The organism is Micromonospora mirobrigensis (assembly GCF_900091555.1).
Lineage (GTDB): Bacteria > Actinomycetota > Actinomycetes > Mycobacteriales > Micromonosporaceae > Micromonospora > Micromonospora mirobrigensis.
The window spans coordinates 817,530-831,939 of record NZ_FMCX01000001.1 but is presented as its reverse complement, the minus strand read 5'-3'; the positions used below and the strand labels follow the sequence as shown (position 1 = coordinate 831,939).

Annotated in this window: 14 protein-coding genes; 6 read left to right on the top strand and 8 right to left on the bottom strand. The window is 74.6% G+C overall.

Features of this window, described 5'->3' with window-relative positions; all coding sequences use genetic code 11:
• Nucleotides 1-52 precede the first annotated feature (52 nt).
• The 3 genes from GA0070564_RS03900 (at nucleotide 53) to GA0070564_RS03890 (ending at nucleotide 2,350) form a co-directional block, all read left to right on the top strand.
• A complete protein-coding gene (locus tag GA0070564_RS03900; RefSeq protein WP_091602537.1) occupies nucleotides 53-1,153 on the top strand; it encodes a sensor histidine kinase in 1,101 nt (366 codons plus the stop codon).
• Nucleotides 1,150-1,812, top strand: coding sequence for a response regulator (locus GA0070564_RS03895; protein WP_091602534.1), 663 nt, complete (start codon nucleotides 1,150-1,152; stop codon nucleotides 1,810-1,812). Before GA0070564_RS03900 ends, GA0070564_RS03895 begins: the two co-directional genes overlap by 4 nt.
• Before the next feature lie 115 nt (nucleotides 1,813-1,927).
• A complete protein-coding gene (locus GA0070564_RS03890; protein ID WP_091602531.1) occupies nucleotides 1,928-2,350 on the top strand; it encodes a hypothetical protein in 423 nt (140 codons plus the stop codon).
• Nucleotides 2,351-2,387: 37 nt separating this feature from the next.
• On the opposite strand, the gene GA0070564_RS03885 is transcribed toward GA0070564_RS03890, so the two are convergent.
• Nucleotides 2,388-2,852: a hypothetical protein gene (locus tag GA0070564_RS03885; protein WP_141714693.1), complete on the bottom strand. Its 465-nt coding sequence runs from the start codon at nucleotides 2,850-2,852 to the stop codon at nucleotides 2,388-2,390.
• Nucleotides 2,853-2,973: 121 nt separating this feature from the next.
• Between GA0070564_RS03885 and GA0070564_RS03880 the strand changes: the two genes are divergently transcribed.
• A complete protein-coding gene (locus tag GA0070564_RS03880; protein ID WP_091602524.1) occupies nucleotides 2,974-3,558 on the top strand; it encodes a hypothetical protein in 585 nt (194 codons plus the stop codon).
• Nucleotides 3,559-3,565: 7 nt separating this feature from the next.
• On the opposite strand, the gene GA0070564_RS03875 is transcribed toward GA0070564_RS03880, so the two are convergent.
• The 4 genes from GA0070564_RS03875 to GA0070564_RS03860 form a co-directional block, all read right to left on the bottom strand.
• Nucleotides 3,566-4,222 carry a 4'-phosphopantetheinyl transferase family protein gene (locus GA0070564_RS03875; protein WP_091602521.1) on the bottom strand — a complete coding sequence of 219 codons (657 nt, stop codon included), beginning with the start codon at nucleotides 4,220-4,222 and terminating at the stop codon, nucleotides 3,566-3,568.
• A gap of 144 nt (nucleotides 4,223-4,366) precedes the next feature.
• Nucleotides 4,367-5,134 carry a peptidase gene (locus GA0070564_RS03870; RefSeq protein ID WP_091602518.1) on the bottom strand — a complete coding sequence of 256 codons (768 nt, stop codon included), beginning with the start codon at nucleotides 5,132-5,134 and terminating at the stop codon, nucleotides 4,367-4,369.
• A gap of 1 nt (nucleotide 5,135) precedes the next feature.
• Nucleotides 5,136-6,416 (bottom strand): VWA domain-containing protein, encoded by a 1,281-nt coding sequence (locus tag GA0070564_RS03865; protein WP_091602515.1) that lies wholly within the window; start codon nucleotides 6,414-6,416, stop codon nucleotides 5,136-5,138.
• Nucleotides 6,417-6,639: 223 nt separating this feature from the next.
• Nucleotides 6,640-8,250, bottom strand: a complete 1,611-nt coding sequence (locus GA0070564_RS03860) for a dolichyl-phosphate-mannose--protein mannosyltransferase (protein WP_245669840.1) — start codon at nucleotides 8,248-8,250, stop codon at nucleotides 6,640-6,642.
• 149 nt (nucleotides 8,251-8,399) lie between these two features.
• Between GA0070564_RS03860 and rsmI the strand changes: the two genes are divergently transcribed.
• Nucleotides 8,400-9,239: a 16S rRNA (cytidine(1402)-2'-O)-methyltransferase gene (rsmI, locus tag GA0070564_RS03855; protein ID WP_425412420.1), complete on the top strand. Its 840-nt coding sequence runs from the start codon at nucleotides 8,400-8,402 to the stop codon at nucleotides 9,237-9,239.
• Between the two features lie 59 nt (nucleotides 9,240-9,298).
• Here rsmI and GA0070564_RS03850 read toward each other — a convergent pair whose 3' ends face one another.
• Nucleotides 9,299-10,210 (bottom strand): hypothetical protein, encoded by a 912-nt coding sequence (locus tag GA0070564_RS03850; protein ID WP_245669803.1) that lies wholly within the window; start codon nucleotides 10,208-10,210, stop codon nucleotides 9,299-9,301.
• A gap of 148 nt (nucleotides 10,211-10,358) precedes the next feature.
• Between GA0070564_RS03850 and metG the strand changes: the two genes are divergently transcribed.
• Complete coding sequence (gene metG / locus GA0070564_RS03845) at nucleotides 10,359-12,161, top strand: methionine--tRNA ligase (protein WP_091602506.1); 1,803 nt, start codon at nucleotides 10,359-10,361, stop codon at nucleotides 12,159-12,161.
• Nucleotides 12,162-12,222: 61 nt separating this feature from the next.
• On the opposite strand, the gene GA0070564_RS03840 is transcribed toward metG, so the two are convergent.
• Entirely contained in the window at nucleotides 12,223-13,074 is an 852-nt protein-coding gene (locus GA0070564_RS03840) for an alpha/beta fold hydrolase (RefSeq protein ID WP_091602503.1), read from the bottom strand.
• A gap of 58 nt (nucleotides 13,075-13,132) precedes the next feature.
• Nucleotides 13,133-14,383 (bottom strand): hypothetical protein, encoded by a 1,251-nt coding sequence (locus GA0070564_RS03835; protein WP_091602500.1) that lies wholly within the window; start codon nucleotides 14,381-14,383, stop codon nucleotides 13,133-13,135.
• Nucleotides 14,384-14,410: the final 27 nt, after the last annotated feature.

Here is a 14,410-nt window from a genome sequence, read left to right as displayed (position 1 = left end):
TCGTCGGCGGGCGAGGTCGACCGGCGGGCTGCGGCGGTGAGACAGTGGTGCCGTGAAGCGGGCGTTGAACGCACTGGCCGTCGGGGCGTTCCTGACCCTGGCCGTCGACGTTCTGGCCGCCGGTCGCCCCGCCGCCTCCCTGCTGGTCGCGCTGGCCTTCCTGGCGCTGGCCACGTTCGGTTTCGAACCGGTGTCGCGCCGCCCGCGCACCCGCTGGGCGTACGGCTACACGCTGGTGCTGCTGCTGCTCGGCTACGCGGTCTTCGGCACCGCCGGGGCCTCCGTCGGCGCGACGCTGTTCTTCGCCGTGCTGGTCGCCCAGAGCGTGCTGGTGCTACCGGTGCCGGCCGTCGCGGTGCTGGTGGCGGTCGTCCCGCTGGCGCACACCGGGATGTCGGTGCCGACCGGGTTGCGGGAGGGCTTCGGCCTGCTGGTGGCCGTGCTCTTCACGGCGGTCCTGACCAAGCTGCTCGTCCGCGAGCAGGAGGCACGCCGCGAGCTGGCCGCGGCACACCGGCGGCTGCGGGAGTACGCGGTGCAGGTGGAGCGGCTGGCCACGGTCGAGGAACGCAACCGGGTGGCACGGGACATCCACGACGGTCTCGGGCACGCCCTGACCGTCGTGCAGATGCAGATCAAGGCCGCCCGCGCGGTGCTGGCCGCCGACCCGGGCCGCGTCGACGCGGTGCTGACCAAGGCGCAGGACCAGGCCGAGGAGGCCCTGCGCGAGGTACGCCGTTCGGTCGGCGCGCTGCGGGAACCGGCCACCCCGGTGCCGCTGCCCGAGGCGTTGCGCGCTCTCGCCGACGAGACCTCGGCCGCCGGCGTACCCACCGCGCTGGAGGTGGTCGGTGCGGTGCGTCCGCTGTCCGAGCGGACGCGGGAGTCGCTCTTCCGCGCCGCTCAGGAAGGGCTGACCAACGTACGCCGGCACGCCCGTGCGACGCGGGTCGACCTCACGATGGACTACTCGCAGCCCGCCGACGTCCGGCTGGAGGTGCGCGACGACGGGGTCGGTGTCGGCCCCGGGCCGAGCCCCGCCGGCTTCGGGCTGCTCGGCATCGAGGAACGGGCCGCGCACCTGGGCGGTCGGATGGCGTTCGGCTCGGTGCCCGGTCAGGGATCGACGTTGCGGGTGGAGGTCCCCGGATGAGTCGCCGGCCGGTGCGGGTGCTCCTGGTCGACGATCAGGCGCTCTTCCGCGAGGCGCTGGCCACGCTGCTCGGCGTGCGCGACGACGTCGAGGTGGTGGGGGAGGCGGCGAACGGCGCCGAGGCGCTGGACCGGGCCGCCGACCGCAGGCCCGACGTGGTGTTGATGGACCTGCGGATGCCGGTGCTGGACGGTGTCGCGGCCACCCGCCGGCTCCGCGTCGAGCAGCCCGACGTGCGGGTGATCGCGCTCACCACGTTCGACGACGACGAGGACGTCTTCGCGGCGCTGCGGGCCGGCGCGCTCGGCTACCTGCTCAAGGACGTCTCGTCGGCGCGGCTGGTGGAGGCGATCCTCGCGGCGGCCCGGGACGAGTCGGTCCTGCAACCGTCGGTGGCCGCCAAGGTGGTGGCGCGGTTCGCCCGGCTTCCGTCGGACGATCCGGGCCGGCGCCCCCAGCCGCTGGTGACGCCGCTCTCCGATCGGGAGCTGGACGTGGTGCGCCTGCTCGCCCAAGGGCGCAGCAACCGGGAGATCGCGGATGTGTTGTTCCTCGCCGAGGGCACCGTCAAGAACCACGTCACCAACGTTCTGGGCAAGCTGGGCGCCCGCGACCGCACCCAGGCGGCGCTGCGGGCCCGCTCACTCGGCCTGGTCTGAGCGCCGGGTCATGCCCGGTCGTGACCGGTGACCGTGACCTCCGGCACCTGGCCCGGACGGCGATCGGCGCGACGATCGGACACACAGCCGCCGACGTCCCCTCCGGGAGCCAGCCATGACGACCACCCTCCACGACGCCCCGACCGACCGGCCCCGCACCTCCCGCCGCCGCGGGTATCTCCGCTTCGCCGGCCACTACCTCGAGATGCTGGTCGCCATGCTGGTCGGCATGGTCGCCCTGGGCCCGCTCTGGTCCTGGGCGACGCCCGGCCTGACCGACCGGGCCGACGCCCAGGCAATGATCATGGCCGCCGACATGACGATCGGGATGGGCCTCTGGATGAAGATCCGGCGGCACTCGTGGCGACACATCGTGGAGATGTCGGCCGCGATGATCCTGCCGTTCGTGGCGCTGCTCCTGCCGTACCGGCTCGGCGTCATCTCCGGCGGGACGCTGATGACCGGGGGTCATCTGCTGATGCTGCCGGCCATGCTCGTCGCGATGCTGCTCCGTCGGGCCGACCACCGCCACCACTGAGGCCCGGACCGCTCCCGACGGGGTGGTGGAGTCCGGGTCAGGACACGGTCCTGGCGGCCGAGAGCCACCAGGAGCCGTCGATGACGATCCGTCCGGTGTCGAAGAGGTCGCGCTCGAAGGCGACCGGATCGACGGGGGCGGGCGGGTCGGCCATCGTCGCCACCACCTCGTCGGGCAGCCGCACGTCGTGCTCCTCGACGTAGTGCGGCAGCCCTTCCGGCCAGACGAAGTGCCGGCCGTCGGTCAGCTCACCGGAGCCGTTCGGCTCACCGCAGATCCGGCACCGGGCGACCCCGGCGGTGGCCAGGCAGGTCGTCCCCGCCCGCAGGTACGCCACCACCCGCCGCCGGGTCTCCGGGTCGCCGGCCGGCTCCACGAACGCCGTCGGGTGCGGCCACTCCTCCTGCCCGGCGGCGGCCCAGTAGCCGATCAGCCGCAGTACCGTCCTGCCCGCGTCGTCGTGCCTGCCCGCATCGTCGTGCCTGTCCGCGTCGTCGTGCACGCCGGCCATCGTCGCAGGAATCTCACCTTCGGTGACAGAGGCCGCCCGGCGCGTTGCGGGTCAGCCGTACGGGCTCCGGTGGCGGCACACTGGACTCCGAACCCACGCAGGGAGGTCGCCGATGGCCGGGTCGCAGGTGTTCTGGCTGGACGACGAGTACGACCGCGAGCACGCCCCGGACGGGCACAGCCGGTACGCCGCCGAGGTGCGCCGCCGGTCCGCCGAGTTCGCCGACTCGTGGGGCGACTTCTCCCCGGTCGGCTTCGCGGTGACCGCCTGGCGGCTGGCCGCCGGGCTCGCCCCGCCGTACCTGCGCTGGCACCGCCGGATCACCTCCGCCGACCTGCTGCGCAGCCCGTGGGACGGCACGCTGACCTGCCGGGTGTCGGTGGCGTCGCCCCGACCGGCGGAGCTGACCCACAGCCGGCAGTGGTACCGCGACCGGGGCTGGCGGGACTGGCCCCGCCTGCTCGGCCAGTACGCTCACCCGTCCGCGCAGGACCTGGCCCGGGTGCCGCACCTGCGGGCGTCGCTGCTGGTGGAGGGGCCGGTGCCGTTCGCCGGGCTGCCACCGGCGCCGCGCGGGCCCGACGACGCGCCGGAGGTCGCCGCGCGCGGTGCGCTGGCCGTGCTGGTCCGCGAGCTGAACGACCTGCTCGGCCCGGTGATCGGGCAGTTGGACGCCGGGGTGCCGGCCGGTTCCTGAGCCGGCCTCAGTCGTCGAGCAGAACGGCGGCGGTGCGGACCAGGTCCCCCTCGACCACGAAGCGCCCGGTGACCACCGAGGGCGCGCGTACGGCCGCGGCGGCGGCCACCCGGGCCGGGGCGATCCGGGCGGTGAAGGTGCCCGCCGCCGGGTCCAGCTCCACCGTGGCGTCGAGGAAGTCCAGCCAGCCGCGCACGATCGGGTGCCAGACCTTGTAGACGGTCTCCTTGGCGCTGAACACCACCACCGGCCAGGAGAGGCCGGCGGGGAGCCGGGCGAGGTGTTCCTCCTCCTCGGGCCGGCAGATCACCCGGCGTACCTCCGGGGTGAGCTCCTTGTGCCGCTCGGCGTCCATGCCGACCGAGCGCACCTCGGCCGAGCGGGCGGCCGCCGCGGCGCAGTAGCCGCGGGTGTGGGTGATCGTGCCGACCACCCCCGGCGGCCAGACCGGGGACCGGTCGGCCGCCGACGGCACCGCGGCCGCGGGCACGCCGAGGGCCGCCATCGCCCGCCGGGCGCAGACCCGGCCGGCGGTGAAGTCCCGCCGCCGGCTCTGCACCGCCCGCTCGCCGAGGCAGGCCCGCTCGGCGGGCAGCAGCTCGCCGGCCCAGTCGGTCGGCCCGGCCACGGCCACCGCGACCGACGCCGGCAGCAGATCACGCATCGCGCTCTCCCTCAGCTGAGGCCGCCGCCCGGCACGGGCAGCGAGGCGTGGTGAACGTACCGCAACGGGGTGACGCCGGCGCGGCGGCTGAGCGGCGGCCCGCCCGCCCCGGCGTCGAGGTCGACCACCGGGGCGGGCCGGCGGTCAGGGCCGGCGGGGGCGGCGGGTCAGCCCGAAGCCGACCACCCCGGCCACGGCGGCGAGGATCCCGCCGGCGGTGGTCCAGGCCCAGCGCGAGCCCAGGCCGGGCAGCCAGCCGGCGCCGTCACTCTCCGGCACCGGGGCCGGCGTCGGCTCGCCGGTCAGCACCGCGCCGGCCCGGTTGTCGGCGGTCAGCGGCGCCTGCAGCTCGCCGTCGTCGGCCGCGGACCCGGCGTCGGAGGCGGTGGAGACCAGCAGGTCCACGTCGACCGGCAGGCCGAGATCCGCCTCGGGCAGTTCCGCCACCGCCAGCCGGACGTAGTAGGTGCCGGGCAGCGGGTCGGCCGACCAGGGATCGGCCCAGGAGCGCACCTCGCGCAGCGTGCAGCCCAGTTCCACGCTGGTCGCCGTGGCGTCCACCAGCGGGGTCTGCGCGCCGGTCGTGCACGCCTGCCGGCGGCGGAGGCCGTCGAAGACGTCCACCGACCAGACCGAGGGCCCGCCGCGCGCCTTCGGGAACGACACGGTCGCGGAGACCCGGTGCACCTGCCCCGCCGAGGCGGTGAACGACCAGTACAGGTAGTCACCGGTCGAGGCGCCGACCCGGACCGGCTGGCCGGCGGTGATCGCGGTGGCGGTCAGGAACGACGTGCCGGCCTTGGTGACGGTGGCGGCGCCGGGTGAGGGGGTGGGCGCGGCGGCGGCCGCCGGCAGCGCCGGTCCGACGACGGCGACCAGCGCCGCCGCCGACACGATCAGGGGTGTACGCATGTCAGTTCTCCCTCCAGGTGGCGACCCACCAGCGGGTGAGCAGGCCGGCGACCAGCCCGGTGAGCAGTCCGGCCACGGTCAGCACGGCCAGCAGCAGCCAGCCCCGGCCGAGGCCCGGGCCGGCCGGGGCGGGGGAGGCGTCGACCACGCCGACGGTCAGCTCGACCGGCATGCCCGGCCTGGCCTCGGTGCCGGCCCGGGGTGCGAAGGAGTTGCTGACCACCAGGCAGACGATGTCCGGCTCGACCAGGGTGCCCTCGCTGGGCTTCGGCGCCGGTGAGCCCTCCGCGTCCGACCAGCGCAGCCCGGCGGAGATCACGTCGGTCCGCCCGCTGCCGGCGTCCACGCCGCGGACCAGCTCCCGTCCGTCACCGGTGGTGGCCCGGAGCAGGACGCCGTGGTCGGGGCGGACCGGGCGGTCCAGGGCGATGCTGACCGAGGCGCGCAGCTCCTGCCCGGGCCGGACCGGCACCCGGTACCAGCGGTGCGTGGAGAACTCCTCGCGGTCGGTGTAGACGCCGGGGGAGAGCAGCGGCGCGTCGACGCAGCCGGCCGTGCCGTCGACCACGGTCGGGGTCGCCGTGTACGTGTCCTTGGCCCGGTCGACGAGCTGCTTGATCCGGCCGGTGAGCTCCTCCGCGCTCTCCGCCGCGGTGTAGGTGCCGCCGGTCGCGCCGGCGATGCAGAGCAGCTGGCGGCGTACCTTCGCGTCGGGTGCCAGGCCGAGCGTGTCCACCACCAGCCGGGTGCCCCGGGCGGCGAGTTCCCGGGCCACGTCGCAGGGGTCGGGCGGGGCGCAGGTGTCCTCGCCGTCGGTGATCAGCACGATCCGGCGGGCGGTGGTGCCGGTGCCGAGGTCCTGCGCCGCGGAGCGCAGCGCCAGCCCGACCGGGGTGAAGCCGGTCGGCCGCAGGGTCGCCACGGCGGCCTTGGCCTGCGTCCGGTCCACCGGGCCGACCGGCACGATCTGCTGGGTGTCCAGGCAGCCCTGCTTCTTGTCCTTGCCCCGGTAGGTGGCGCCGAGCACCCGGATGCCCAGCTCGGTCTCCTCGGGCAGCGCGTCGACGACCTCGTTGAAGGCCTGCTGCGCCACCGAGATCCGGCTCCGGCCGTCGATGTCCCGGGCGCGCATCGAGCCGCTGACGTCGAGGACCAGTTCGACCTTCGGCGGCTCGGCGGCCGGCTCGGTGGTCTCGTCGGCCGACGCGGGCGGCGGACCGGCCAGCGCGGTCGCCGCCAGCAGCCCCAGCAGGACGGCTGTCGATCTTCTCTTGTTGATCACCGGGCGAGTGTAGTGAGATCCACTTCGGACGATCACCGGGGTCGCGGGGTGCCCGATTCCGCCATCCGAAATTTGACCCGAGCGCACCCGTTGTGCCAAGGGTTCGCGGTGGTTAAGCTTTCCTCGCGCGCCCCAATCGCCCGCTTCCCCCGTGGCAGGCGATCGGGGCGCGCTTCTCTGTCTGCGGCCCCAGCGTCCCGGAGGCCCGGCCGCCCGGCGGGGCTCAGATCCAGCGCCCGTCCAGCCACATCCGCGCCGACCACCCGTCGTACGGCAGCAGCTGCCCCACGAAGATCGGGTAGAAGTAGGCGAAGCAGAGCGCCACCAGCAGCACGTACGCCCCGGCGATCACCCCACCGACCAGCCGGCGGTCGTACCCCTGCTCGGCGGAGCCCGCGGACTCCCCGGCCGGCGAGATGACGGCGCCCAGCACGTAGACCACGGCCAGCACCATGAACGGCAGGGCCGGCGCGGCGTAGAACGAGAACATCGTCCGTCCGTCCAGGGCGAACCAGAACCAGGGCAGCAGCCCGGCGGCCACGGTCAACAGGATCGCCCCGGCCCGCCAGTCCCGCCGGGCCGCGCCCAGCCAGGCCAGCCCGGCCAGGGCCGGCAGGAACGACCACCACAGCAGCGGCGTGCCGAGCAGCAGGATCTCCGAGGCGCAGGTCGGCGCCCCGCACGCCCCCGCCCCCGACCAGTAGAACGCCACCGGCCGGCCCAGCAGCAGCCACTGCCACGGCCAGGACTGGTACTTGTGCGGGTCGTCGAGCTGCTTGTGGAAGCCGTACGCGGCCTCGTGGTACTTCCACAGGTTCCACAGGGGGTTGTCGCTCAGCCCGCTGTTCGGGTAGCGCGCCGCGTCCCGGTAGTAGCCGACGTCGGTGAGCAGCCACCCGGACCAGGTCGCCACGTAGGTGACCACCATCAGCACCCCGGCCAGCAGCAGCCAGGGCAGCTCGTCGAGGAGGGCGTCCCGCCACGGCCGGCGTACGCCCGCGGACCGGCGGACGCCGACCTCCCAGAAGATCACCAGCAGGGCGAAAGCCGGCACGAAGTAGAGCGCGCTCCACTTCACCGCGCACGCGCAGCCCAGCAGCACCCCGGCGGCCAGCCGCCACCACGGCCAGTTCCGCCAGCCACCGGCCGGTCGGCCCGCCGCGCCGGGCGCATCCGGATCCAGCCCGGCCTCCAGCGCGGCGGCCCAGCGGCGTCGGCGGGCGTCCCGGTCGAGCACCAGGGCGCCGAACGCGGCCAGCACGAACAGCAGCAGGAAGATGTCGAGCAGCGCGGTGCGGGAGAGCACCAGGTGGAAGCCGTCGAGGGCGAGCAGCAGGCCGGCGGCGCAGCCCAGCGCGGTGGAGCGGAACATCCGCCGGCCGATCCGGACCAGCAGCAGCACCGAGAGCGTGCCCGCCACCGCGGCGGCGAACCGCCAGCCGAACTCCGGCGCGGTGGTCATCAGGTGCCCCGGCACGGAGATCTTCGTCTCCGCGTCCTGGTAGCCGAAGGCCCACTCGCCGAGCCCGATCAGCCACTTGCCCAGCGGCGGGTGGACCACGTACGACGGGCCGTTGTCCTTGTAGTTCCACTCGACGCCCTTGTCGATCAGGCCGTAGGCGTCCTTGGCGTAGTACGTCTCGTCGAAGATCTTGCCCTTGGGGCCGCTGAGCCCGAGCAGGCGCAGGATCGCCGCGATCGCGACGACCACCCCGGTGGCCAGCCACGAGTGCAGGTTCAGACCCGCCTCGACGGTGGCCAGCCGGCGGCGTACCACCGTGGGGATCCCGCCGCCGGCCGCCGGCGGGCGTGTCGTCCCGGCCTCTGCCGTCACCCGCTGCGGACCGCTCGGCTCCGCGCTCGCGCTCTGCGCTGTCGACGCACTCGTCACCCGGCGATCGTAGGCTGCGGAGGTGCCCGGTGGCGTCCGTCGTCCCCGAACCTGGCACCGATATCGATGAAGGAGTGCCGCCAGTGGGTGCAATGTCCGAAACCGGCCGCCTGATCCTGCTCGGCGCGCCGCTCGGCAACCCCGCCGACGCCTCCGCCCGGTTCCGCGAGGTGCTCGCCACCGCCGACGTGGTGGCCGCCGAGGACACCCGCCGGCTCACCCGGCTGGCGCGCGACCTCGACGTCCAGATCCCGGGCCGGATCGTCTCCTACTTCGAGGGCAACGAGGAGCGGCGTACCCCGGAGCTGGTCGACGTGCTGACCGCCGGCTACGTCGTCGCGGTGGTCACCGACGGCGGCATGCCGAGCGTCTCCGACCCGGGCTACCGGCTGGTCCGGGCCGCGCTGGACGCCGGGCTGCCCGTCACGGCGGCCCCCGGGCCGAGCGCGGTGACCACCGCCCTGGCCCTGTCCGGCCTGCCCTGCGACCGGTTCTGCTTCGAGGGCTTCCTGCCCCGCACCCCCGCCGGACGGCGGTCCCGGCTGCGCTCGCTGGCCGCCGAGGAACGCACCCTGGTCTTCTTCGAGGCCCCGCACCGGATCACCGCCTCGCTGGCCGACCTGGCCGCCGTCTTCGGCGCCGACCGGCCCGCCGCGCTCTGCCGGGAGCTGACCAAGACCTACGAGGAGATCGTCCGCCGGCCGCTGGGCGAGCTGGCCGAGTGGGCCGCGCAGGGCGAGCCGCGCGGCGAGATCACCCTGGTCGTCGCCGGGGCGCCGGCCACGCCGGCCGAGCGGCCGGACGACGACACGCTGCGCGCCGCCGTCGCCGAGCGGGAGGCCGCCGGGCTGTCCCGCCGGGACGCGATCACCGAGGTCGCCACCGGGTACGGCCTGCGCCGCCGGGACGTCTACACCGTCGTGCACAGCTGAGGTGCAAGGAAGGGCCCCCTGTTAACGCCTCCGGTATAGGAAGGGCCCCCTCTTAACACTCACCAGGCCGCGACCAGGAAGCCGACGGTGATCAGCAGCGGCCCGCCGAACGCTCCGACCACCGCCCAGCGCCGGGTACGCGGGTCGGGCAGCCGGGTGGCCCCGCTCCACCGGGCGATCCCCGCGCCGCAGGCCACCACCAGCAGCAGCCCGAGCAGCCAGCGCAGGTGCCGCCCGATGCCGGTGTCGGCGTACGCGGTGCCGCCGCCCGCCCCGGTCATCCGGGCCGGCAGCGTGGCGCCGGCGGTGGCGCGCTCCCGTGGCACGCCGCTGACCCGCACCCCGTACGCCCGGAACCGCTCGCCCTCGGCGGTGAAGATCCCCCGGCAGCGCTGACCCAACCCGTCGCCCGTGCAGTCGCCGATCACCACCGCGCCCCGGGTGGCGTGCCCGACCGCCAGCCAGAACGGGCCGGCGCTGACCCAGCCGAAGAACGCCGCCACCAGGCTCAACGTGACGACCACGGCCAGCCCGCGGTGCGGCTCCGGTGGCCGGGGCGGACGCGCCGCCACCCGCCGGGAGCGGCCCTCGCGCGGGGTCCGGTCCCGGCGGCCGGCCGGCTCCTCCCGCAGCGGTGTGCCGTCCCAGTGCACCTCCTCGATCGGCGCCCAGAAGACCGGGCCGGCGTCGGGGTCGGCGTCGGGTCCGCGCCGGTGCCAGCGGTGGGGTTGCCGGACCGGGACCCGGCGCGGCACGGCGTCCACCGGCGCGCCGGTGGTCGGCTCGACCTCCGCCTCGGCGCGGTCGTCCGGGCCCCCCGCCCCGGGCCGGGGGTGCGGGGCGACCGCGCCCCCGCGCGGGCCCACCGCACCACCGAGCGGGGGCCGGGCCCGGGTACGCCGGTGCTCGCCCCCGTCCACCGCCCCGGTGGGTGGGTCGTCGCGGCCAGGTACGGCTGGTCTGCCCGTCACGGCGTTCATTGGACACCGCCCGGGCGGGGTGGGCAGGCAGCTCAGCCCGCGTGTCGGCGACAAATCGGGCAGGTTCGGGGAGCGTCTCGCCACCACACACCCCTATTGGTTGGTCGGTCCCGGCGCACGGTCACTAGGCTTGCTGGTCATGAGTCACGTTCTCGCCGCGGTCGCCTGGCCCTACGCCAACGGTCCGCGCCACATCGGCCACGTATCCGGATTCGGCGTTCCCTCCGACGTCTTCGCCCGGTACATGCGGATGGCCGGCCACGACGTGCTCATGGTCTCCGGCACCGACGAGCACGGCACCCCGATCCAGGTGCAGGCCGACGCCGAGGGGGTCACCCCGCGGGAGCTGGCCGACCGGTACAACCGGGTGATCGCCGAGGACCTGCGGGCGCTGGGCCTGTCGTACGACCTGTTCACCCGGACCACCACCCGCAACCACTACGCGGTGGTGCAGGAGCTCTTCACCGGGCTGCACCGCAACGGCTACATCGTCCCCAAGGTCACCACCGGGGCGATCTCCCCGTCCACCGGCCGGACGCTGCCCGACCGCTACATCGAGGGCACCTGCCCGATCTGCGGCTACGACAGCGCCCGCGGCGACCAGTGCGACAACTGCGGCAACCAGCTCGACCCGATCGACCTGATCAACCCCAGGTCGAAGATCAACGGGGAGACGCCGGAGTTCGTCGAGACCGAGCACTTCTTCCTGGACCTGCCCGCCCTGGCCGAGGCGCTGCGCGGCTGGCTGGACAGCCGGGAGGGCTGGCGTCCCAACGTGCTGCGGTTCTCCCGCAACCTCCTCGACGACCTCCAGCCCCGGGCCATCACCCGGGACCTGGAGTGGGGGGTGCCGATCCCGCTCGACGGCTGGCGGGACCGGGGCGACAAGCGGATCTACGTCTGGTTCGACGCGGTGATCGGCTACCTGTCGGCCTCCATCGAGTGGGCCCGCCGCACCGGCGACCCCGAGGCCTGGCGCAGGTGGTGGTCCGCCGACGGGGAGGGCAAGGACTCGCCCGGCTACTACTTCATGGGCAAGGACAACATCGTCTTCCACTCGGTGATCTGGCCGGCGCTGCTCGGCGGCTACTCCGGCGCGGGGTCGCGGGACGGCGAGCCGGGCGAGCTGGGTCGGCTGAACCTGCCCACCGAGGTGGTCTCCAGCGAATACCTGACCATGGAGGGGCGCAAGTTCTCCTCCTCCCGCAAGGTCGTCATCTACGTCCGGGACTTCCTCGAGCGGTACGACGCCGACGCGCTGCGCTACTTCATCGCCGTCGCCGGGCCGGAGAGCAACGACACCGACTTCACCTGGGCGGAGTTCCTCCGCCGCAACAACGACGAGCTGGTCGCCGGCTGGGGCAACCTGGTCAACCGCTCCGTCTCGATGGCGGCGAAGAACTTCGGGGCGATCCCGCCGGTCGACCCGGCCGGGCTCACCGACGCCGACGAGGCGCTGCTCGCCACCGCGCGGGCCGGCTTCGCAGGAGTCGGCGACCTGATCGCCCGGCACCGGCAGAAGCAGGCCATCGGCGAGGCGATGCGGGTGGTCGCCGAGGCCAACAGGTACCTCTCCGACCAGGCGCCCTGGAAGCTCAAGGGCGAGGACGACAAGCCGCGGATGGGCACCATCCTGCACGTCGCCCTCCAGGTGGTCAGCGACGCCAACACGCTGCTCACCCCGTTCCTGCCGCACTCCGCGCAGCAGATCCACGAGCTGCTCGGCGGCACCGGCGTGCACGCGCCGATGCCGCGCATCGAGGAGGTCGAGGACCTCGACGGCGGGCCGGCGTACCCCGTGCTGACCGGTGACTACACCGTCGGGGCGCGCTGGGAGTCCGTGCCGCTGGAGGTGGGCCGGCCGCTCGCGGCGCCGAAGCCGGTGTTCCGCAAGCTCGACCCGTCCATCGTCGACGAGGAGCTGGCCCGGCTGGCCGGCTGAGCCGTACCTGCGACGACGCGGCCCCGGGGTGCTTCCCCCGGGGCCGCGGTCGTCGGTGGGGTCAGGCGCGGGCCATCTTCGGCGCGCCGATGAACTCCATGATCGCCTGGTTCACCTCGGTCGGGTGGGTCCACGGCGTGCCGTGCGGCGCCCCCTTCAGGGTGACCAGCCGGACGTCGGAGAGCATGTGCTGCAACCGCGCGCCGGTCTTCTCGTACGGCAGCACGTTGTCCTTGTCGCCCTGGATGATCAGCACCGGTACGTTGATGTTCGGCAGGTCCGGCCGGAAGTCCTCCTGCCAGGCGTCCACCGAGTCGTGGGTGCCCTTGGCCGACGCCATCGCGCCGATCTGCCAGTGCGCCCGGTACGCCTCCTCGCTGACCCACCTGCCCTTGTTCTCGCTGTAGTTGAAGAAGGCGTCACAGAACTGGGTGAGGTACGCGAACCGGTCGGCGACGATCGCCTGCTGGAAGCCGTCGAAGAGGCTCTTCGGGACGCCCTCCGGGTTGTCGGCGGACTGCACCAGCATCGGCGCCAGCGGGGCCATCAGCACCGCCCGGTCCACCCGGTCCGAGCCGTACCGGCCCAGGTAGCGGGTCACCTCGCCGGTGCCCATCGAGTGCCCGACCAGGATCGCGTTACGCAGGTCCAGCTCGGTCATCAGCACGTCGAGGTCGGCGGCGAAGGTGTCGTAGTTGTAGCCCATCGCGGGCTGCGCCGAGGCGCCGTACCCGCGCCGGTCGTAGGTGATCACCCGGTAGCCGGCCGCCATCAGCGGCTGGGACACCTTCTCCCAGGTGGCCCCGTTGAACGGGAAGCCGTGGATCAGCACGACCGGTTGGCCGGAGCCGTGGTCCTCGTAGTACAGGTCGATGGGCGCGGAGTTCTCCGTGCCGACGGTGACGAAGGGCATGTCGGTTCTCCAGTCGCTCGGCGGTCTGACGTCGCGCGCTTTCCCGACCCGGCCCCCGTTATGCCAGCGGATACGGCAGGTCCACCACCCGGTCCTCGGCCAGCTCCGCCGCCGGGGCCCACGCCTCGTACACGCCCCGTTCGTGGCACTGCGCCCCGGTCACGGCCACCGCGTCCGGATCCGGGCGGCGCAGCCGCAGCCGCAGCCAGTCCGCCTCCTCCCGCAGCACCAGGCACGGCACGCCCCGCCAGGTCGCATACCGCAGCCGGCGGGCCGCCGAGTCCACCGGGTAGCGGGCCGCCCGGGTCATCGCCAGCACCCGGAACCCGCCCGGCTGGTCGGCGACCGCCTCGTACTCGCTGCCGGCGTAGCCGCCGACGAGCTGCGTGGCGCGGGGCACGTCGCCGGTCGGCACGTACTCCTGGTCGGGGTGCAGGCCCGGCGCGGCGGCCAGCAGGTGCCGCCACTGCGGCCCGGCCATCCGCAGCCACCCCCGCTGCTCGGCCTGGTAGCTGTAGAGCACCACCTCCGTCCCGTCGGCCGGGTAGGCCAGCAGGGTGGCGTTCGCCGGCATCGGCAGGTCGGCGAAGTCCCGGGTGACGAACTCGGGGATCAGCTGCCCGTTGCTGGGGACGAAGCCGGTGCCGAGCACCGCCGGGCCCAGCCGGTCCCGGGCCGGCAGCGCGGTCAGGCCTCGGTGCTCGGGGCCCGCCGGCACGTCGTAGTCGGCCGGGTCCGCGGCCCGCCAGCGCAGCGCGTACGCCACGTCCAGGCCGTCCCGCCCGACCGGTCCGTCGCCGCGCAGCACCGCCAGGGCGGCGGGGGTACGCAGGTGCGCCACGTCGTGCTCGCGGTAGCAGAAGCCGTGCGGCAGCCAGCCGCGTACGTGGCCGGCGAGCTGCCGGGCGGAGAGCACCTTCACCATCCGGGTGCCGGGCCGGACCGTCGCCGAGGCGCGGACCGCCGTGAGCATCGGGTCGCCGGCCGCGTCCGGTTGCTGGCTGAGCTGGTGCACCCGGGCCCAGCCGTGCTCCCGGTGCAGCGGCAGCAGCAGCGGCGCCTCGGGCTCCTCGCCCAGGGGCGGCCCCCCGTGCACCGCGCTCACCTCGGTCGCGTGCACGAACCGGTGCCAGGGCAGCGGCCCACCCGGCCGGGGCGCCCACTCGAAGCCGGCCGCCTCGTCGGCGCTGAACAGCTCGTACGCCGCACCCCGGGCGATCTCCTCCGCCGGGTACACCGCACCGTCGTACGTCACGTGCAGCCCGGCCCGCCCGGTGGCGGCGCCGCTGGCCTGTGGGGTGACCGTCACAGCGCGGACGCTAGGCGCGGCAGGTTC